This window comes from Bacillus sp. 95MFCvi2.1 (assembly GCF_000374965.1).
GTDB classification, from domain to species: domain Bacteria; phylum Bacillota; class Bacilli; order Bacillales; family Bacillaceae_G; genus Bacillus_A; species Bacillus_A pseudomycoides.
In genome coordinates this window covers 14,058-33,633 of the sequence record NZ_KB895727.1, presented here as the reverse complement: position 1 = coordinate 33,633, position 19,576 = coordinate 14,058, and the positions used below count along the sequence as shown (strand labels likewise).

Genomic DNA, 19,576 nt, shown 5'->3' with positions numbered 1-19,576 from the left:
GCGTTGAAGCGAGTGGACAGTACAAAGATATTTTTGAAGACAGTACCTTTACCGCTGTAGTATTAGGCGGAGATGCAAAAGAGCATAACAAGGTTGTTACAAAAGATTTTAATGAAATCCGAAATATCATTAAAGATAATGCGGAATTAAGTTCTAAAAATCCAGCATACCCAATTTCATATACAAGCACTTTCTTAAAAGATAACGCAACTGCTGCTGTTCATAACAATACAGATTATATTGAGACTACAACTACAGAATATTCTAGTGCTAAAATGACGCTTGATCATACTGGTGGATATGTTGCTCAATTTGATGTATCTTGGGATGAATTCTCATATGATAAAAATGGTAAAGAAGTACTAACCCATAAAACCTGGGAAGGAAACGGCAGAGACAGAACTGCTCATTTCAATACAGTCATACCACTTCCGCCGAATTCAAAAAATGTAAAAGTCGTAGCAAGAGAATGTACAGGTCTTGCATGGGAATGGTGGAGAACAATTATTAATGAACAAAATGTTCCATTAACAAATGAAATTAAAGTTTCAGTTGGAGGAACAACATTATACCCAAGTGCTAATATTAGTCATTAGGTAAAAGTGAAGCGCCCTGTAAACAGGGCGCTTTTTCAAATATATCATACTTCTCTATATAATTGTTGTAGCTATCACCTCTCAAAAATAAGTATTTTCTGAACAATCGGGTATTAATCAATTTTCGCTGTTTTTTTGCTGTAAACTTCCCCAAAAACTCACTCTAGAAACTATGTCCTAAAAATGTACGTTTTAGATTTGTTGTATGTAGTCTTAAGTGAGCCCTTCAACTGTAGCTTTGCAATAAAGTTTAATCAAAAAGATCCCACAAGCCAGCATTTTACAATATATATAAGGAATCCATTTTGAAAAAAGATTGATCAAAATGGATTCCTTTCTTTTTAAATAAGTATTCTATTTTATAAAAATGTTTGATTAAAACTCACTTAGAATTCTTCTAATGCAGACTCACTCTTCCCTTTGTTTACTAAATAAATTTTACAAGTCTTATTTTGTTGTAGACCTGGAATAAAGTTTGATTAAATCACTTTAATAACCTTGATAAAAGAACAAATAGAAAAAGCGTGTTTTGAAAAAAATTTGATTAAAACACGCTTTTTTATATTCAATTGAATCATCCTTTTATAAAAAGGTTTGATAATTTTTGTGATTTTTTCTCAATTAAAGCTCCTGATTATTGAAGATCGTCGTTTAAATCTTATTCAAGATAAGCACCCAATTAGTGCAATAATATTTTTTGTTACTGCTTCAGCTGGAGTAAATGCTTCGGTTGTAGTTTATAACTATTTGGGTTATAAATCAGTCCTTTTATCTTTATCTGGATTCTCCCCAAAACTAATGACCTTTTCTCCTTTTCTATAGTTCCAAATTAGATCGGGATCTCTAAAGATCGCGTACGTTCCAAACTATCTCACCGCGCTCGTCCCACGTACTGTGATGCCGCTCAAATCCTATCTTTTCTAGTACCCGGAGGGACGCAACATTCCAAGCGCCTACAGTCGACCAAAGTCTGTGGCGCCCGGTAGCAATCGCAGCGTCCAGCACAACGGATGCTGCCTCAGTCGCATAGCCTTTACCATGAACACTGCGGAACAACTCGTATGCAATCTCCGGCTCTTCAAGTGTGGAACGACCGATAATCAAGCCACAGTATCCGATGAAATCGCCTTCGTCTCGTCGGCGAATAGTGAGAAGGGAAATGCCATTTTCGACTGCTCTCTTGCGCATCTCGATAAGATGGCTACGAACGGCGTCAAGGGTTGGCATGTCCACACCACGTTCGCCAATTAATTTTCTCATCCAGGCTGAATCGGATTCCTCCCACATACTCAAGTCAAGTCGTTCAGTTTTCAGCTGGAACGCCATAGGTTCAAAGAAAGTTGTCATAGTGGAAACCTCCTAGTTATGTCACTGCATTCATAATAGCTTCGCATCTCATCACCACATCAGGTTGGAAAACAGGTTGATTCGCGAATCTATTTTCCAAATCTCACGAGATTTTATAGCAACAGTATTCAAAAAATTAGTGTTATTTTATGCATAAGCAATTACTCTACAAAATAGGTCTTTTTATCAAACTTTTTTACAAATTATCAATCTTTATTATAAATGATCAGACTTTTTTATAAATTATCGAACTTTATTTTAAATCTACATTTGTAGGCTCTACAACTATTTTTACTCCACCTATCCATCCAGCTAAAAAGTTTTCAACAATTATCACTGGTTTTTTGTTCGGCTCAATTGTTGCTGGTGTAAATAAGCTTGTTAGCTTTCTGTATCCTTTTTCTATCTGTTCTCCATTAATTAATGTTTGATTTAGAATTTCTTCACTTTCATAATCAGCCACACTAGATTTAAAAGATACTTTAACAATATGATGTGATTCAGTTTCTTCATCCTTCGGTTTAACATATATCGTAATTTGATAAGTAGTATTATTCTCTAATTCTACGGGTTTGTATATTTTCGTATGATAATCAGAATAAAATACCCACTTTTCATTTAGAGCATTTTCTTCATCTTCTTTTAATTCAATAGACATACCACTATAGAATTTCCATCCTTGCGATTCCCCATTTTTCCATCCATCATCAACCTTTACAATATTGCTCATTACTTATCCCCCTTTAAAAGTATTTAACAGCACCCTTAAAATACCATTTTATGTAACTTTCTAGAAGTATAATCTTGAAAATAAGTTGAGAAATAAAACGATTTGATAAAGCATCGCATCTTTTTTATAAACGTCGCAACTTTATTCAAAACTTCGCGTCTTTTTTATAAAAATCGTGACTTTATTTCAAAATCACATCAACTCGTCTGTAAAAGTATACCTTTACAGATACATAGGAAACTATAAAAAACTACGTCTATAAATATCCGTTTCTCATTTTACAGACATCCGTTTATTTTATATACCTTTACAGACATAATTGTTATAATTATCAATGAGGTGTAGCATATGAAACATAAAAAATTTGGATATGTGCGAGTTTCGAGTAAAGATCAAAATGAAGAACGGCAAATTCAGAATATGAAGAATTTAGGGATAGAAGAACGGGATATTTTCATAGATAAAGAATCTGGAAAAAATATGGAGCGAGAGAATTATCAAATGCTAAAACGTCTTGTTCGTACAGGAGATACCATTGTGTTTGATTCCTTGACAAGACTTGGAAGAAATATGAATGATACATTAGAAGAATTTAGATATTACGAAAAACATAAAGTAAATTTACAATTTATAAAGGAACCATACATTAACGTCAATTACACTGGAGAAAGTACAAATGATGTTATTCAGAGCGCAATTCAAAAAGCAACACTGACAATATTATCTGCCTTTGCAGAAAAAGAGCGAATTGATATTAAACAACGTCAAGCTGAAGGAATTGCTCTTGCCAGAAAACAAGGTAGACGTTTAGGACGTCCGCCTGTTGAAATAACAGAAGAATTTACGGATGCTTACAAGGAATGGAAATCTGGTTCAATTACAGCAGTAGGAGCCATGAAAAAGTATGGCATCAAACGTTCTTCTTTTTATAAGCTTGCTAAACAGTATAAGGAAAGAATGAAAGAATAGAGAGACAAAATTTTAATTTGTTAAGATAGTAATTGAGGTAGCACCAACATTCGTTAAAATGTGGGTGGGCCCCCTTTTAGCAAAACCGGAGTGGAAATGATGAGTATAAATAGTTTTGTGGGATTGATAAAGGACGAATTATTAAAAGAGGTAAGCATAAGAAGTGAGGATGAATTCGAGCCTGTAGTAGTTAAAGATATTCCTAGACTTTGGAAGTGTTTAGGGACAGGTAATTATGCCGCAGTATTTATGCACAAAGAATACAAAGATTGGGTAGTGAAAGTTTACGTGCGAGAAGGAGAAGGAATTGAAAAAGAGTCAGAAGTATACCGAAGAATCGGAAATCATCCTTCTTATTCGAAGCTTATATATAAAGGAGAAAATTTCATAGTATTGAAACGTTTAAAAGAAATTACCTTATACGATGCTATTCATAAGGGGATTAAAATTCCTAAGCAGGTAATCCTTGATATCAATGAAGCTTTAGAGTATGCAAGGGAACAAGGATTAACTCCTTGTGATGTTCACGGGAAAAATGTGATGATGGAAAACGGAAGGGGATATGTAGTCGATGTATCTGATTTCTTAAAAACAAAAGAAGATAGTAAGTGGAGAGACCTAGAAAAGGCATATTTTACATTTTACTTGCCTTTCATTTATAAATTGCCTTTCCCTGTTAAAATACCGTATTTCATGTTAAACATTGTTAGACGTTCATATAGAAAATATAAGAAGCTTAAAAAGAAATTCAAATTGTAAAAGGACCACATACTTATCTTTAGGTTAGATAAGTGAACCACTAGTAAACAAAAGGACCGTACATTTTAGATATGTCTAATGTGTACGGTCCTAATTTTATAACTTCATGAAGTAATCAGTAAGCTTTTCATTTTCTTTTTCACGCAATTGCTTATTTTCTTCTTCAAGCTCTTTATTCTTTTTCTCTAACTTTTCAATTCTTCTTTTAAGAGAAGCGATGACGGCATTTTGATTGTTCTCGTCCCGTTTAATCCTAGAGTCCACAAATGCTTTTTCTTGTTGATTTCGCAAGAAATTGATGCGTTCTTTGAACTCTGTATGGTTATACAGTGTGGCTTTACTCACTCCGGCTTCTTCTGACACACTATTGAAGTTAATTACTTTAGAGCTCTTGGTTAGACGTTTTATAGCTTCCTCAGCTGCTCTTCACGGTCGAAATTTGCTTAGCGTATGTTTTCGTTAAAATGTGGGTGGGACCCCATCGCCATCAACCTAAGAAAACAGGTCACCCCCCATAACGAAAATTTTACCTTTTTACAGTTATTTATGAGAATTCGACTCATCTTTTTCGTTTTTGGGACAATTAATCCCTTAAGTTGATAGATGTGTGGTCGTACCCCTTATAGGGGTCACTATATCATTCTGGGAAGTTTGTACGCTACGGGATACAAAACCTTATCCTGGCAGCATCTTTAAAAGAAAAATACATGTTCAGAAAGATAAAATTCAAAGATTAATTGAACATTGAATTATGTACACACTTTATGAACATGATTATAGCTAGAAAACCTTGATATTATTGAATTCTATACTCTGTTCATAAACATAAGATTTTCTGTACACCATATAAAAAAGTAACCTATTACGTACAGGTTACTTTTTTTATCCTTTTTCAAGAAATTTTTTCATACGAAATAATCTCTATTCTTTAATTACCTTTTATTTTCTCTTTTACTTTCTCAGGTAGTTCGGTTTCTTTTACTGTTTCGTAATTCTTAACGAAATGATTTTCATCAGGATCTTTTGATTTTAATACATTAATACGAAGAAACACAGGGGCCTTTAGTTCTTCCGACACAGTAAAAGTAACTTTAGCCTTTTCTCCGTCCTCATTATAAGCGTTTAATTTATATTCTTTTGTGGTTGGATGCTGTGACTTATCTTCATTACCTTGAATTTGAACATAATATTCTTTTGCTGTTGATTTTTCATACAAACCATTTACTTGTCTACACCCAGCTATTAAAGTAGTCAAAATTGTTACCAATGCAAGTATACTTATATATTTTTTCATATTTTTATTCCTCCGTATATATATTCATTTGATTATATTTTTGTTGTTTAATACTATTTTTTAATCCGATTCTGTTTTTTTCATATTCTATAGAATTTATTATAGTTGTTTTGGAAATACAATTCTTTTATACAGTTGCACAGTAATCCAATAATATATCGTATAGATAATGAGAAAAATAGAAATTGGGACCCAAATATTAATATAGGGATCTGTAAAAATGGCTACATATGCAAAAACTTTCATTCCGACTAAAACATGTATCAATCCCAAAATAGCTGGAAATACAAAGATGCTGCCAAGCTCTTTATATATAGATTTTGTAAGTAATTCTTTACGCACACCTATTTTACGAAGCATGTGATAGCGTTCTATATCTCTGGTAGCTCCAGAAAGTATTTTAAACATCAAACAACTTGCCATCATCGCTAAAAATGCAATACCTAAGAAGAATCCCATAAATACGGTTCCTTTTGAGAAAGCAACCATCCCTTCGTACATACCATACTTTGTTAACAAGGGCTCCTCTCTCTGAGAGGTAGGTAACTGTTTTTGGTGGCGAGTATCTATCTCTTTCAATTCTTTTTTATACTTTAGAAAATCATCTACTTTAGCTACTAAAAATACATGCTCTGACCCAGAAATGGATGTGTAATGCTTTTGATCTACGATATAAACTGGTTTCTGATCAAATATTTGCATATTTATCCTAAATTCAAACGCCATTGTTCGGCTCCACTCTGATGGTAACGTCTTGTACATTTGGTTGTTTCGATTGCCATTAAACATGCTGTAGGCTTCCGCTGGAAGCTTTTCTGTAATACGATGCGGCTGATTTCCTTCTTGATTCAAAAATGTAAGCGGTGGATGAGCAACAAGATCATCCTTTAAATAATAAATCGCTTGCTCATTACTCTTATAACGATATTGATTTTTTTCTGTTATTTTCATGTTTTTCAATGCTTCATAATCTGCATTTTCTGGATTCAAAATCGTAATATCATATACCTGATTTTTATTTGCTCTTAACTCTGTATTTTGTTGCAAAGACATACCACCAGCCATAGCACCAACTCCAAGTCCAATCAACAGTGTGACCGTTCCTAGCATTTTTGCTAGATTGTTAACACGAAATCGTAATTGGGCAAAAGTAAAAGCGTTGATATATTTTTCATTTAAACTTGTTTTTTTCAATACATTTACTAATACAGGTAAAAGGGACATAAATAGTAGATACGTTCCTAATGTAATGGTGAAAAGTGGTATTTGAATATCTGAAACTTTTTTAATCCCAGGAACCATAACCAAATAATAACCTACCCCAATTCCGCCTATTCCCACTATAGCTAATAACATGGTAGTAAGACCTTTTGTTGGCATACGGTCTATCGTTTGTTCTGTACGAATTAGATGTAACTCTGTTTTCAAAGATAAACGAATCGCATTGATTATAGACGTAAGGAAAAATAATATGCAAAAAAAGAAACAGGTTTTACTCCAGGCGGGTAGGTAAAAAGCCTGGTATCCTTCTAGAGAAATCTCTAATTGTTTCATTAATAAGAAACTCACTAGTTTTGAAAGGAGAATCCCTAACATACTTCCCAAAATGATTGCTAAAAACCCCATACCTAATGTTTCAAAAAACAGTAAGAGACTAATTTTATTTTTCTTTGCACCTAATATCAAATACATTCCCAATTCTTTACGACGTAAGGAAAGTAGGAAAGAATTAGCATAGAAAATATAAAAGAAAGAAACAAACATAAGTAAAATAGAGCCAATTTGAAATGTCAGTGCAATGGAACTGATAATACTATTATATTTTGTAAATTCTGTATTCAACGCCAGCGTTTGAAACATATAAAAAATAGAAATGGAAATGACTAAGCCAATTAATAACACGATATAATCTTTCATCATTTTTCGTATACTGGAAATAGAAAGTTTAAGCAACATGATGTTATATCTCCATTTCTTTTGAAGTAGTGCCAAGTGTAGCTAAAACATCTAAAATTTCTTTATAGAAAGCTTCTCGTGTATTACTTCGATGAATTTGCTTATATAACTCTCCATCTTGAATAAATAAAATACGCCTACAATAACTTGCACTATAAGGATCATGTGTCACCATCATAATGGATACATCTTGTTCTTCATTTAATTGTTGCATGGCGTCTAATAGACTTGTTGCATTTTTAGAATCGAGTGCTCCTGTCGGTTCATCCGCTAAAATCATAGCGGGATTATGCACAAGTGCTCGTGCCGCAGCAGTACGTTGCTTTTGTCCTCCGGAAATTTCAGCAGGATATTTCGAAAGAATAGCATTAATTCCTAACATATCCGTTACATCTTGTACTTTAGTCTTAATTTCACGAGGGGACCTACCTTGAAGAGATAGTGGCAATGCAATGTTTTCATAAATTGATAAATTTTCAAGCAAGTTGAAATCTTGAAAGATAAATCCTAATTTTTGAGACCGAAAGTCAGAAAGTTCATTAGCTTTCATCTTTGTGATATCTGTCCCAGCGATGGTAATGATACCTTCTGTTGCTTTATCCAAAGTAGAAATCACGTTTAATAATGTTGTCTTCCCTGAACCTGAAGGACCCATGATTCCAACAAATTCTCCTTCTTCAATGGAAAAAGAAACGCCTTTTAAGGCATGGGATTGATTTTCCCCCTTTTTACCATATACCTTTTCTACTTTATTTACATGTAATACGGTTTTACTCATAAAAATTACCTCCGATGTGTAATATAATCTCAGGTTGATTCATACATCGTTAGTTTAGCTATTATGCTTTAATGAAGATATCTATTTTTCTTACATCTACCTTACAATGTTGTAAGACGTTAATGATTATTATTTTTTCAATCAAAGTATAGGTAACAAAAACTCTCCAACTGATATATAGAAATAAAAAAACTATCTATTTCTTTAAAGAGTAAGAAAACAGATAGTTGTGTCCAATTTGTGTCTAAACGTACAATTTTCCCGAAATGATATGGTGAGGCCATGCCCATCAACTTAAGAAAATAAATCCACCCCAAAACGAAAAAATGAGTTTTTCATTTCAAGTTAGGACAAAATCTCGTTCTGGAGGTAGTTGTATTTTCTTAGCTTAATAGCGATTTGATGTGCCCCCTACGAATGGATAAGTTAAAATTTTCAGTTGATTTATAAAAGTAAATTATTGTAAACTATTCCATGTTAGATGCTGTATTAAGCTAGTCATTTCTTTACGCAAGATTACATCTATTATTGTAATCCTTGTAACTAATTTATCAGGAGTTGTGAATATATGGATAATAAAAATTTGGTTGTAGGATTTATCGGGACAGGAGTTATGGGAAAGAGTATGGCTATGCACACTTTAAATGCCGGTCATTCTGTCCTTGTTTATAATCGTACCCCCGCAAAAGCGGAAGAACTCATAAAACAAGGGGCTATTTTTGAAGAAACGGTGTCTGAATTAGCTAGTAAATCAGATGTTATTATTACAATGGTTGGTTATCCACAAGACGTAAAAGAAATTTACCTTGGAGAAGAAGGAATCTTACATAAAGCCAAAAAAGGAACATATGTGATTGACATGACAACTTCTAGCCCTATACTAGCTAGAGAAATTCATGAAAAAGCTAAAGAAAAAGGAATTCATGCTTTAGATGCACCCGTTTCTGGTGGAGACATAGGCGCACAACAGGCTAAATTAGCAATCATGGTAGGTGGAATCAGAGAGGATTTTGAAGCTATTAAACCAATTTTAGAATTAATGGGAACAAACATTGTTTTACAAGGAGATGCTGGTGCTGGTCAGCATACAAAGATGTGTAATCAAATCGCTATCGCTTCTAACATGATTGGTGTTTGTGAAGCCATATTATATGCGAATAAAGCAGGTTTAGACCCAACTACAGTATTGAAAAGCATTGAAACAGGTGCAGCTGGTAGTTGGTCTTTAAGTAATTTAGCTCCTCGAATGATTAAAGGTGATTTTGAACCTGGATTCTATATTAAACACTTTATTAAAGACATGAAGATAGCAATTGAGTCTGCTGAAGAAATGAAATTATATACGCCGGGTTTAAAATTAGCTAAATCTCTATATGAAGAACTTCAAGCTGATGGAAAAGAAGATAAAGGTACTCAAGCTTTATTTTCATTATTAGAAAAACAGGCTCTTCCTGTTTAATTGAGTACTGGGTTTCAATATATAAAGATTAAAGGTTGCCTTTAAGGCAACCTTTTTTGGGATAGGGAAACGATTCAGGGTATGAGGGGCCGCTCTCGAATTTAATCACAAATATAAAAAAGAACTTTATTCAAGTTCTTTTAATCTACGATATAGAGAGGATTGACTCACTCCGGTAATCTGACATATTTCCTTTACTGTTTTATTGGTATGTTTTCGTAATTCAATTGCATGGTTCATACCAGGATGTTTATCCGTGTATTTCTTCGATCTTCCTCTATATAGTGGTAGCGTCACATCGCTATCAAGCTAAATTATTAGAAATGATAACGTTTTTTGTACTTTGGACTCTTAAGTTGCTGGGTATATGGTAGTACCCCATACCCATCAAGCTAAGATTTTAGAGTACCCCCTAAACGGAAATTTTGTGTGTTTTATAGCACCGAAGTTCATTTTTATCGTTTTACTTTTAGGGCAACCCGTTCTGTTAAGTTGATGGTGATGGGATAGCACCAACAAAAATTGCTTTCACAGGAGTTTGGATTTATATATATAAATATTCATTTTATTAAATTGTTAATTTCTAATGGTATAATATGTATACAACTCTAATGGATGGAGCTTTTTTAATGAAAAATTATAAAAAAACTAGTAAATGGTTTTATTTTTCCTTCAATTTCATAATGTTTGTAGCTTCAATATTTGGATTCATTATTAGTATCATAGACCAAAGAACTTGGATTTTATCTTGTACATTTCTGTTAATCTCTATTAGTTGTATAACTTCATGTTATAAAGAAATTACACTCAAAGAATCCGAGTGATTTTCGGTTAAAGGGGGAAATGCTCATTAATTTAAGAAATTAGTTGTTCCCAAAGTAATAAAAATAAACTTCGTTGTTATAAGAGATACAAAATTTTCGTTTTTGGGCATTATAAAATTCTTAAGTTGATGGTCATGGGGTACCACCACATCGCTATCAAGCTAACAAAACAAAATACCCCCCTAAAATAAAAAATACGCTATTCTTTCTGTAGAATCATAGGAAAGGATAACGTATTTTTTGATTTCTTCTATTCAATGTGTACGTTAATATTTACGCATGATGTGATGACTTATATTAACCCTTTATTGCTACTAAGGTAGGAGATATACCAAAAATAGGATTATAAAGTACATTTTTCTTGAGTGGCTCCAAAAGTAAAGAATCGTTGCCGTCCTCCTTAAACGGTTAACTAACCCCAATTTTTTTCTATTTTGACGACATGCTCAACGCTGTGGAAAAATAAGTTTATTTTCTGTTCCTAAAAGCAGCTTTTGTATATTTTCCATATGCCTGAAAATAACCATAAACGCCATTAGGAATGCAAATATATAAAAATATAAGGTATTCCCAAAAACAGGAATAAATGAAATGACCGCAACAAGCAATGTAGCACATATTGTACCTAAAGAGACATAACGGGTTAAAGCTACTATTATCACAAAAAAGCCAAGGCATAAAAGGGCCATAACCCAGTCAACCATAAACAGTACAGCCACTGCTGTAAGTGCTCCCTTGCCTCCTTTAAACCCAAAATATACCGGCCAGTTATGCCCTATAACCGCCCCTGCGCCCGCCGCTAAAAGGCTTACGCAATCTTTAGCCTCTCCCGAATAAAAGTAAACGCTAAGGAACAAGCCTATATAACAGGCAATTACCCCTTTTAATATATCTCCCGCAAGAACAAACACCGCAGCAGATTTCCCAAGTACCCTCAGAGTATTGGTAAGCCCGGCGCTTTTGCTTCCATGGCTTCTTATGTCCTTGCCGTATATTTTCCCTACAATCATCGCTGTATTAAGGCTTCCTAAAAGGTATCCCAAAACTAAGGCCGCAAAAATCTTTAAAATATCAATCATCACTCTTCTCCCTTTACATTATTCTGAATTTCTTTTTTTCTACATCAATACAGGGTTTTAGCATTGTTCTTCTCCAGAAAATTTTTCAATAAACTTCTACTTATTTATTCATGTTAAAAGGGCATCTACAATAAGGACGCCGGTCATGACTGAATAGTCAGAAAAATAGCTGGTCAAAAATCCTTCATTAGTTACAACATTTTGGATCTAAACTGCACGCTTTCCTTCTTCTACTTCAATAATCCGATCAATTAATAAAAGGGGATAACGATGGGGAATAATTTCTTCAATTTGTTGAATATTGAGCATGAATGTCTCTCCTTTATACCATAGCTAGATATTTTAGTTAGTTTAATTTCCAGAAATAAAATGTTCGAATATTGACAATAATTAGTACCTAGTACTATTATTTGATTATATAACTAAGTGTGAAAATAGTAAAGGGGGATAAATGTATGCAATCAAAAGCAAGAATTACAGCTATTGGTACCTATGTACCTGAAAAAAAGCTGACCAATGATGATTTAGAAAAATTAGTAGATACAAATGATGCATGGATTGTACAAAGAACTGGGATGAAGGAAAGAAGAATTACTGGTGATAACGAATATGCCTCTACATTAGCTTTTAAAGCTATTGAAAACTTAGTGGAACGTTATCATAAAAGTCTTGTCGACGTGGATTGTATTCTCGTTTCAACAACTACGCCTGACTACACTTTTCCAAGTGTAGCCTGCCAAATACAAGAGTATTTTAATATTCAACATACAGGTGCTGTTGATTTCAATGCGACTTGTGCTGGTTTTACATATGGATTACATCTGGCGAATGGTTTAATTACATCTGGCCTTCATCGCAAGATTTTAATTGTAACGACAGAAACCTTATCTAAGATTACAGACTATACAGATCGAACTACATGTATCTTATTTGGAGATGGAGCCGCAGCTGTTTTAGTAGAGAAAGCTGAAGAAGAGTCTAGCTTTATAGCTACCCATATTGGGACAAATGGGGAAGGAGGCATGCATGTATATCGTAAAAATTTATCTACTACCATGTTTGGAAATCCTTTAAGAACACATGGGAAGATAGTTCAAAATGGAAGAGAAGTATATAAGTGGGCAGCACGGACACTACCAATTGGTATTAAAGAATTGTTATGTCAAGCAGAGTTACAACTGGAAGAGGTGAACTGGTTTGTTCCACATAGTGCTAATTTACGAATGATTGAATCTATATGTGAAAAATCAGGTTTCCCACTGGATAAAACGTTAACAAGTGTAACATACATGGGAAATACTTCTTCTGTCTCCATTCCATTAGCATTAGACATAGGTATGAATGAAGGAAAGGTGAAAAAAGGGGACACTCTCTTACTCTATGGGTTTGGAGGAGGTCTTACACACGCTGGACATATCATTAAATGGCATTTAGCAAGGGAATAGGAGATGAAATATCCAATAGTAACATAAACGTATTTTATTACATTAAAAATCTTTATAGGGATTCTGTTCCATCGCTATAAAGCTAAGTTTTTGCACTACCTCTAAAGCAAAAAAGGCGTTATCCTTTCTGTAGAATCATAGGAAAGGATGGCGTTTTTTGTATGTCTATTTCTGTATCGGATGAATTACAACTATTTGCTCAAGAGATTCAAAACTTTTTATCTCCAAATTTCTTACGAGATCTTGCTAGAAATGTTGGTTTTGTACAAAGAACCAGTAAGTACCAAGCAAAAGATTTAGTCGCTTTATGTGTATGGATCAGTCAAAATGTCGCTAAAACCTCTTTAACTCATTTATGTAGCTGTTTAGAAGCATCAACAGAAGTGCTCATCAGTCCTGAAGGACTGAATCAACGATTTAATGCCACAGCCGTGCAATTTCTACAACAAGTGTTAGCCGAACTTCTCAATCAAAAGTTATCTTCAACTAAGATGCTCACTTCTCCATACGCTTCTATTTTCAAGCGTATTCGTATCCTAGATTCAACTGCCTTTCAACTTCCCGATGTATTTTCATCTGTTTATCCAGGTGCAGGAGGATGCAGTCATACAGCTGGGATGAAGATTCAGCTTGAGTATGATTTATTAAGTGGGCAGTTCCTACATATTCATACAGGCCCAGGTAAACAACATGATCGAACCTATGGTTCTCTATGTGCCCCAACTGTGACAGCGAATGATTTATTTATCCGTGATTTAGGTTATTTTCACTTGAAAGATCTTCAACATATACAAGATAAAAAGGCATATTATATCTCACGTATCAAATCGAATACACGTATTTATCAAAAAAATCCTAACCCTGATTATTTTCAAGATGGCAGAATCAAGAAAGGTACAGAGTATATACAGATAGATATGGAAACGTTAATGAACTCTTTTCAACCAGGACAAACATGTGAAATATTCAACGCTTATGTAGGAATGAATGATAAAGTCTCAACTCGTGTGATTGTTCATCGACTAACCAAAGAACAACAACAAAAACGATTACAAGATCAAGCTGTAAGAGAAAAAAAGAAAGGAATGAAGTATTCTTCTCGTAGTAAACGACTCAGTGGTATCAATGTATATATGACAAACACCCCTACAGATATTGTCCCGATGGGACAGGTACATAACTGGTATTCTTTGCGTTGGCAAATCGAAATTTTATTTAAAACGTGGAAGTCATTCTTTCAAATCCATCATTGTAAAAAGATAAAACCAGAACGATTGGAGTGCCATTTATATGGTCAATTGATTGCCATTCTACTCTGTTCTTCTATCATGTTTCAAATGCGCCAATTGCTCCTCATGAAGAAAAAACGAGAGCTTAGTGAGTATAAAGCAATATATATGATTAAAGACTATTTTCTTCTTCTATTCCAAACTATTCAAAAAGACACCCAAGAGCTATCAAAGGTGTTACTTCGCCTGTTCAATCTCCTACAGCAAAACGGGCGAAAATCTCATCGATATGAGAAGAAGACTGTCTTTGATATCATGGGTGTTATCTATGAATATAGTGGATTTGGAAAACAAAAGAAAGTTGCATAAGTAAAAAAATGAAACCCGTTAGGGTTTATTTCGTATGCTTATTTTTAAAGAAAACACACATTTTAAGAATTTCTTCATTTATGTAAATGCAAGTTTATCTTATTTTTGAGCTTAAGTTGATTGGCATGGGGTGGGACCCTATGCCAATCAACTTAAGATATTATAATACCCCATAACGAAAATTAGTTGCATGATGATCTTTTTAGAGTAATTATCAATTCTTAAACTGATGTATATAGTAGACCACTCCATATACATCAGTTTAAAAACATGAAACACTTTATTTATCAAGTTAATTTAAATTGCATCCGCATAGGAGGGAGTGGGAGTTCTAAACATTTGTTTGAATATTAATCACTTCAATCGTATTCCTTCGAATGCATTTATTACCAAGTCATGCACATAGGAATCACCCAACTTTTCACCAGTTACTAGCAACCGATAGAAAATTGGTCCGTAAATGAGATCGATGCTTAATTCAACATCGAGGTTTTCTTTTAATTCGCCTCTTTTAATTCCCTTCTCCAGAAGTTGCTTTGCTTGCAGGCGACGTGGTTGGAAATATCGAGCACGATATTCCTCTGCTAGTTTCGAATCAAATTGCCCTTCGCCAACTAACTCAGTAATAATAGTGCCTTCTCGACTTATTAAAAAACTGGCTAAACTTGTGGCGTGAGTTAAGATATCAGTCAATGCTGAACCTGTGTCAGGTACAGGCAATCTGGCTGCAGCAGCAGAAAGAAAACCATCCATTACCACAGCAGCCTTATTTGGCCACCATTTATAAATCGTAGCTTTGCTAACTTTAGCACGGTCTGCAATTTTATCAACTGTGACTGCTTTAAAGCCACTTTCCAGTAATAACTCATAGGATGCAGAAAGGATAGCCTTTTGGGTTTCTATATTACGTGGTCGACCTCTTTTACCTTGCACATTAATCATTCCTTTCAAGAACATAAACTATACGTTTAGTATACTTAATATGAACGAATAATAAAATAGCCTATTTACAAAACTGAACGTTTAGTATATATTTTAGGTAATTAATAAACTAAACGTTCAGTTTATTGATTACCTAGCATCTTATAATGGTAAGGGCTTTAGACAGGTTCCAAAATTCACAAAGTTAATTAATAAAAAACATTTAGAAAAGGGGGAATAAAAAAGTGGTAAAATTGAACTTTTTAAAACAACAACTGAAAGTAGTTCTTACCAAGGCGATTCAGTAATTTTGACATAAAAGTATGGGAGGAAATAGTTATGTCTAATTTTAAAAATAAAGAAATTGATAAAGAGATTTCATCGGGTTTAACCATTCTTCTAGCAACTGCATGTGGTATCATTGTGGCTAATCTTTATTATGCACAGCCTTTAATTGGGGTAATTAGTAATGAAATTGGACTTTCTAATAGTAGCGCTGGATTAATTGTAACGCTAACTCAAATTGGATATGTTGTTGGCTTACTATTTCTTGTACCTTTGGGGGATATTGTAGAGAATAGAAAATTGATAATTATATTGTTATTTCTAAGTGCAGTTGCTCTAACTGCCATGGTTTTTGTAAAGAACGCAATCTTGTTGTTAGTAGCTTCATTCTTTATCGGACTGGGGTCGGTCGCAGCGCAAGTGCTCGTACCTCTTGTATCATATCTTTCATCGGAAAATGCACGCGGTCGCGTAGTTGGCAATGTCATGAGTGGTCTGTTATTAGGTATTATGCTTGCGCGTCCGATATCTAGTCTAGTAGCCGATATTTGGGGATGGCATACAATATTTTCTTTATCTGCTACTGTAATTATTGTCTTGGCGTTTGTATTATCGAAAGTACTCCCTACTAGGAAACCAGCCGCAAAAACAAATTATACCGCCTTACTTAGTTCAATGTGGCAACTACTACGAACCACTCCAATTTTACGCCGTCGCGCAATTTATCATGCTTGTGTATTTGCGACTTTCAGCTTATTCTGGACCACTGTTCCATTATTATTGTCTAGTCCTGCTTTTCATTTTTCTCAGACTGCCATAGCATTATATGCACTTGTAGGAATTACAGGTGCAATAGCCGCTCCAATAGGTGGTCGTCTAGCCGATCTTGGCTGGACACGATCCGCCACTGGGATAGCTCTGGCTGTTGTTATTATATCTTTATTACTACCACTTCTTATTCAAAGTAGCTCGCCCTTTGGAATAGCAGTTTTAGTAATTGCAGCTATTCTGTTGGACATGGGGGTATCCGCAAACCTTGTGCTAAGTCAACGTTTGATTTTCTCGTTGCAACCAGAAGTTCGTAGTCGCTTAAATGGATTATTCATGGCTATTTTCTTCTTGGGTGGTGCTGTTGGATCTTCTGTCGGAGGGTGGGCATACTCGTCAGGTGGATGGAGTGCAGCATTATGGATGGGAATCGCTTTTCCGATCATAGCACTGCTTTATTTTGCCACAGAGAAATAGTTCTATAATCAAATTTAAACAGTCCGTATTCGTTTGAATGCTTATTCATTGGTATGTCCGTGTTTTATAGATTAATGGCGGTTATTTTGAAGTTTGATTTTTTGTCTCTATAGCTAAAAGAGGACAAAACTCACCATGTAAGATGTGTCCGAATTCCATTTAGACTATGACAAAAGAGAGCTTGCATTAGAAAACAAGCCCTCTTAAAAAAACAACGCAATTGAGATGCTTATATTTTAACAATTATTTTCTTACGATTCCATATGTCTTATGTTGAGAAATAAATTATAAGTGGTTTGATAAAACTAAAATGAATTATTGACATAATATTTTGACGATAATATAATAAATCTCGAATTCAAGATAACTTGTAAAGGATTGGTAATTATGAGCGTGATTAACGATGAGAACTTATCTTTAAAGTTATTTGTTATATTATCAAGGGCAGTACAGTCAATCACTAAGCGAATTGAAGATGATATAAAAAGTTATGGACTTAATCCAACTGAATTTGCAGTGCTTGAGCTACTGTACAGTAAAGGCGATCAGCCTATACAAAAAATTGGAGACAAAATATTACTTGCAAGTAGTAGTATCACGTATGTAGTGGATAAGTTGGAAAAGAAGAGGTTCTTAATACGAAAACCATGTCTTATAGACCGCCGTGTCACGTATGCGTCAATTACTTCAGAAGGTATTGAATTGATGGATACTATTTTCCCTCAGCATAAAGAGGCGATTCGGCAAATATTTGGTGGTTTGGACTATTTTGAGAAAAAATTGATAATCAAACAGTTGAAGAAATTAGGATATTATGCACAAGAACTATAATTTTTAGAAATATATCTCGAATTAGTAATATCCTAATTAAATATAAATTAAATAAATAGGAGGAAAAAATCAATACATGGTATTACATTTATTGGAATCCGAAATGAAGAAATAATGGAATTGCAATTAGTATAAACAGGAAAGATAGTTGTTATGATAACGCATACAAATTGTTCTTTTAAATGTGAATCTTTCATAAAGCGGAGAGCGGGTATCAAGAATGGAATTACGTCATTTAGAGTATTTTATTCAAGTTTGTAATAATGGTAGTTTTACTAAAGCTGCGGAAGTTCTAGGTATTTCACAGCCGACTTTAAGTCAACAAATACGTGTGTTAGAAGGTGAACTTGATACACCTTTATTTCATCGAGTTGGAAGAGGTATCAAAATTACAGAAGCAGGTAAATTGCTATTTGATAAAGGAAAATTTATCATGCAACAATTTGATGAGGTTTATAACGAAATTTTTGAATTAAAGGGTGTGAAAAGAGGTGTGATTACTATAGGAGGTTTATTAGAAGATCTCACTTATTTAACGCCTTATATTATGAAGTTTCAACAACATTATCCCAACATTGTAGTAAAAATTATAGAATCAGAGGTTGCTGTAAATCAAATCGTTGACAAAAATATTGATATAGGGATCACACGTAGTGCTCAAATTCCAGACACATTAACAAGCACCCTTTTGTATAGCGAAGAGCTCGTCCTTGTAATTCCAAAAAATCATCCTTTGAATGAAAAATCATTTGTTTCTTTTCGAGAATTAGCAGGGCTGAGTAGAGTAATGGTTTCATGTAGTTGTCGTGAATCGATTAAGATATATTGTGAAATTTTAGGGTTATCTTTATCTGAAGCAAATATAGAAACAAAATCTTCTATTTCTCTATTGAGCCTTGTATACAATGGATATGGGGTTGCCATAATACCTCTTTCACTGGTTGACTTTGTTAATAATGATACCTTAAGCATAGTTCGTATTACTGATCCAACACCAAGTCAAGATATTAATCTTATTCACTTTGATGATAAATTTTTAAGTTTTGCAGCACGTATCTTTATGCAGAAGTTAAATGATCCTGAAAAAGTATCAGTATAATAGAAACAATAATGATTCTAGTGTAAAAATTGAAAGTAATCTTTAAGTCTTGGGATGAGACCTATATTAAAGTCAAAGGGCAGTGGATTTATATGTGTGGTGTAGTCGATTCAAAAGGGAATACCATTGACTTTTATTTAAGGGAAAAAGGACAGACTTTGCAAAGAGAGAAGTCTGTCAAAAAACAAGTCAAGATAATCAATCAACTCTTCGGTCTTACCGCATAGTAATAGATCCCGTTAGGGATATACTGCTATTGCGAATCTACATATTATTTGCACCAGAGCCCATATTACCATTATGATCTTAATACCATTACTATTTGGGTCCGTCTTCGGCGCCATACCCTTATTGTAGAAAG

At 34.0% G+C, this 19,576-nt stretch carries 17 protein-coding genes and 3 pseudogenes; 10 read left to right on the top strand and 10 right to left on the bottom strand.

The features are described 5' to 3' along the window. A partial coding sequence (locus C568_RS0127475; RefSeq protein WP_018783365.1) for a thiol-activated cytolysin C-terminal domain-containing protein occupies positions 1 to 596 on the top strand: 596 nt, incomplete at its 5' end. Positions 597 to 1,439: 843 nt separating this feature from the next. Here C568_RS0127475 and C568_RS0127470 read toward each other — a convergent pair. Continuing rightward, positions 1,440 to 1,943, bottom strand: coding sequence for a GNAT family N-acetyltransferase (locus tag C568_RS0127470; protein ID WP_018783364.1), 504 nt, complete (start codon positions 1,941 to 1,943; stop codon positions 1,440 to 1,442). Between the two features lie 253 nt (positions 1,944 to 2,196). Then, positions 2,197 to 2,673 (bottom strand): hypothetical protein, encoded by a 477-nt coding sequence (locus C568_RS0127465; protein ID WP_018783363.1) that lies wholly within the window; start codon positions 2,671 to 2,673, stop codon positions 2,197 to 2,199. 348 nt (positions 2,674 to 3,021) lie between these two features. Here C568_RS0127465 and C568_RS0127460 point away from each other — a divergent pair, with 348 nt between their 5' ends. Further along, positions 3,022 to 3,642, top strand: coding sequence for a recombinase family protein (locus C568_RS0127460; RefSeq protein ID WP_018783362.1), 621 nt, complete (start codon positions 3,022 to 3,024; stop codon positions 3,640 to 3,642). Between the two features lie 99 nt (positions 3,643 to 3,741). Next, on the top strand, positions 3,742 to 4,401 hold the full coding sequence (locus C568_RS0127455; RefSeq protein ID WP_018783361.1) for a serine/threonine protein kinase: 660 nt from the start codon (positions 3,742 to 3,744) through the stop codon (positions 4,399 to 4,401). A gap of 96 nt (positions 4,402 to 4,497) precedes the next feature. Here the strand turns inward: C568_RS0127455 and C568_RS31385 are convergent. The 4 genes and pseudogenes from C568_RS31385 to C568_RS0127435 form a co-directional block, all read right to left on the bottom strand. Further along, positions 4,498 to 4,818, bottom strand: a pseudogene (locus C568_RS31385) (DUF6262 family protein); the annotation flags it as partial. Positions 4,819 to 5,329: 511 nt separating this feature from the next. Then, complete coding sequence (locus C568_RS0127445) at positions 5,330 to 5,695, bottom strand: YxeA family protein (RefSeq protein ID WP_018783359.1); 366 nt, start codon at positions 5,693 to 5,695, stop codon at positions 5,330 to 5,332. A gap of 99 nt (positions 5,696 to 5,794) precedes the next feature. Further along, positions 5,795 to 7,651 (bottom strand): FtsX-like permease family protein, encoded by a 1,857-nt coding sequence (locus C568_RS0127440; RefSeq protein ID WP_018783358.1) that lies wholly within the window; start codon positions 7,649 to 7,651, stop codon positions 5,795 to 5,797. Positions 7,652 to 7,655: 4 nt separating this feature from the next. Then, positions 7,656 to 8,429: an ABC transporter ATP-binding protein gene (locus C568_RS0127435; RefSeq protein WP_018783357.1), complete on the bottom strand. Its 774-nt coding sequence runs from the start codon at positions 8,427 to 8,429 to the stop codon at positions 7,656 to 7,658. A gap of 568 nt (positions 8,430 to 8,997) precedes the next feature. Between C568_RS0127435 and C568_RS0127430 the strand changes: the two genes are divergently transcribed. Then, positions 8,998 to 9,888 carry an NAD(P)-dependent oxidoreductase gene (locus C568_RS0127430; RefSeq protein WP_018783356.1) on the top strand — a complete coding sequence of 297 codons (891 nt, stop codon included), beginning with the start codon at positions 8,998 to 9,000 and terminating at the stop codon, positions 9,886 to 9,888. Between the two features lie 126 nt (positions 9,889 to 10,014). Here the strand turns inward: C568_RS0127430 and C568_RS33840 are convergent, their stop codons facing one another. From C568_RS33840 to C568_RS34450, 3 genes and pseudogenes are all read right to left on the bottom strand, one after another. Further along, positions 10,015 to 10,185, bottom strand: a complete 171-nt coding sequence (locus tag C568_RS33840; RefSeq protein ID WP_080739953.1) for a helix-turn-helix domain-containing protein — start codon at positions 10,183 to 10,185, stop codon at positions 10,015 to 10,017. Between the two features lie 973 nt (positions 10,186 to 11,158). Further along, entirely contained in the window at positions 11,159 to 11,791 is a 633-nt protein-coding gene (gene plsY / locus C568_RS0127425; RefSeq protein WP_018783355.1) for a glycerol-3-phosphate 1-O-acyltransferase PlsY, read from the bottom strand. A 117-nt stretch (positions 11,792 to 11,908) separates the two neighbouring features. After that, a pseudogene (locus tag C568_RS34450) lies at positions 11,909 to 12,100 on the bottom strand (3-hydroxyacyl-ACP dehydratase FabZ); the annotation flags it as partial. 146 nt (positions 12,101 to 12,246) lie between these two features. On the opposite strand from C568_RS34450, the gene C568_RS0127415 reads away from it, so the two are divergent. Then, positions 12,247 to 13,236, top strand: a complete 990-nt coding sequence (locus C568_RS0127415; RefSeq protein ID WP_018783354.1) for a ketoacyl-ACP synthase III — start codon at positions 12,247 to 12,249, stop codon at positions 13,234 to 13,236. 161 nt (positions 13,237 to 13,397) lie between these two features. Next, positions 13,398 to 14,834 (top strand): IS4 family transposase, encoded by a 1,437-nt coding sequence (locus C568_RS0127410; RefSeq protein WP_018783353.1) that lies wholly within the window; start codon positions 13,398 to 13,400, stop codon positions 14,832 to 14,834. A 354-nt stretch (positions 14,835 to 15,188) separates the two neighbouring features. Here the strand turns inward: C568_RS0127410 and C568_RS0127405 are convergent, their stop codons facing one another. Further along, positions 15,189 to 15,767 carry a TetR/AcrR family transcriptional regulator gene (locus tag C568_RS0127405; RefSeq protein WP_018783352.1) on the bottom strand — a complete coding sequence of 193 codons (579 nt, stop codon included), beginning with the start codon at positions 15,765 to 15,767 and terminating at the stop codon, positions 15,189 to 15,191. Positions 15,768 to 16,094: 327 nt separating this feature from the next. On the opposite strand from C568_RS0127405, the gene C568_RS0127400 reads away from it, so the two are divergent. The 4 genes and pseudogenes from C568_RS0127400 to C568_RS34920 all read left to right on the top strand — a co-directional run. Then, positions 16,095 to 17,285 (top strand): MFS transporter, encoded by a 1,191-nt coding sequence (locus tag C568_RS0127400; RefSeq protein WP_018783351.1) that lies wholly within the window; start codon positions 16,095 to 16,097, stop codon positions 17,283 to 17,285. A gap of 387 nt (positions 17,286 to 17,672) precedes the next feature. Continuing rightward, positions 17,673 to 18,116 carry a MarR family winged helix-turn-helix transcriptional regulator gene (locus tag C568_RS0127395; protein ID WP_018783350.1) on the top strand — a complete coding sequence of 148 codons (444 nt, stop codon included), beginning with the start codon at positions 17,673 to 17,675 and terminating at the stop codon, positions 18,114 to 18,116. Between the two features lie 220 nt (positions 18,117 to 18,336). Further along, a complete protein-coding gene (locus C568_RS0127390) occupies positions 18,337 to 19,215 on the top strand; it encodes a LysR family transcriptional regulator (protein ID WP_006097257.1) in 879 nt (292 codons plus the stop codon). Positions 19,216 to 19,244: 29 nt separating this feature from the next. Further along, a pseudogene (locus tag C568_RS34920) lies at positions 19,245 to 19,355 on the top strand (DDE-type integrase/transposase/recombinase); the annotation flags it as partial. Positions 19,356 to 19,576: the final 221 nt, after the last annotated feature.

What these genes read in the sequence shown, in the direction of transcription:
- C568_RS0127415 (WP_018783354.1), top strand. Translation starts at nt 12,247, where the DNA reads ATGCAATCAAAAGCAAGAATTACAGCTATTGGTACCTATGTACCTGAA.
- C568_RS0127460 (WP_018783362.1), top strand. Translation starts at nt 3,022, where the DNA reads ATGAAACATAAAAAATTTGGATATGTGCGAGTTTCGAGTAAAGATCAA.
- C568_RS0127465 (WP_018783363.1), bottom strand. Translation starts at nt 2,673, where the DNA reads ATGAGCAATATTGTAAAGGTTGATGATGGATGGAAAAATGGGGAATCG.
- C568_RS0127410 (WP_018783353.1), top strand. Translation starts at nt 13,398, where the DNA reads ATGTCTATTTCTGTATCGGATGAATTACAACTATTTGCTCAAGAGATT.
- C568_RS0127435 (WP_018783357.1), bottom strand. Translation starts at nt 8,429, where the DNA reads ATGAGTAAAACCGTATTACATGTAAATAAAGTAGAAAAGGTATATGGT.
- plsY (WP_018783355.1), bottom strand. Translation starts at nt 11,791, where the DNA reads ATGATTGATATTTTAAAGATTTTTGCGGCCTTAGTTTTGGGATACCTT.
- C568_RS0127430 (WP_018783356.1), top strand. Translation starts at nt 8,998, where the DNA reads ATGGATAATAAAAATTTGGTTGTAGGATTTATCGGGACAGGAGTTATG.
- C568_RS0127395 (WP_018783350.1), top strand. Translation starts at nt 17,673, where the DNA reads ATGAGCGTGATTAACGATGAGAACTTATCTTTAAAGTTATTTGTTATA.
- C568_RS0127390 (WP_006097257.1), top strand. Translation starts at nt 18,337, where the DNA reads ATGGAATTACGTCATTTAGAGTATTTTATTCAAGTTTGTAATAATGGT.
- C568_RS0127455 (WP_018783361.1), top strand. Translation starts at nt 3,742, where the DNA reads ATGAGTATAAATAGTTTTGTGGGATTGATAAAGGACGAATTATTAAAA.
- C568_RS0127445 (WP_018783359.1), bottom strand. Translation starts at nt 5,695, where the DNA reads ATGAAAAAATATATAAGTATACTTGCATTGGTAACAATTTTGACTACT.
- C568_RS0127400 (WP_018783351.1), top strand. Translation starts at nt 16,095, where the DNA reads ATGTCTAATTTTAAAAATAAAGAAATTGATAAAGAGATTTCATCGGGT.
- C568_RS0127470 (WP_018783364.1), bottom strand. Translation starts at nt 1,943, where the DNA reads ATGACAACTTTCTTTGAACCTATGGCGTTCCAGCTGAAAACTGAACGA.
- C568_RS0127440 (WP_018783358.1), bottom strand. Translation starts at nt 7,651, where the DNA reads ATGTTGCTTAAACTTTCTATTTCCAGTATACGAAAAATGATGAAAGAT.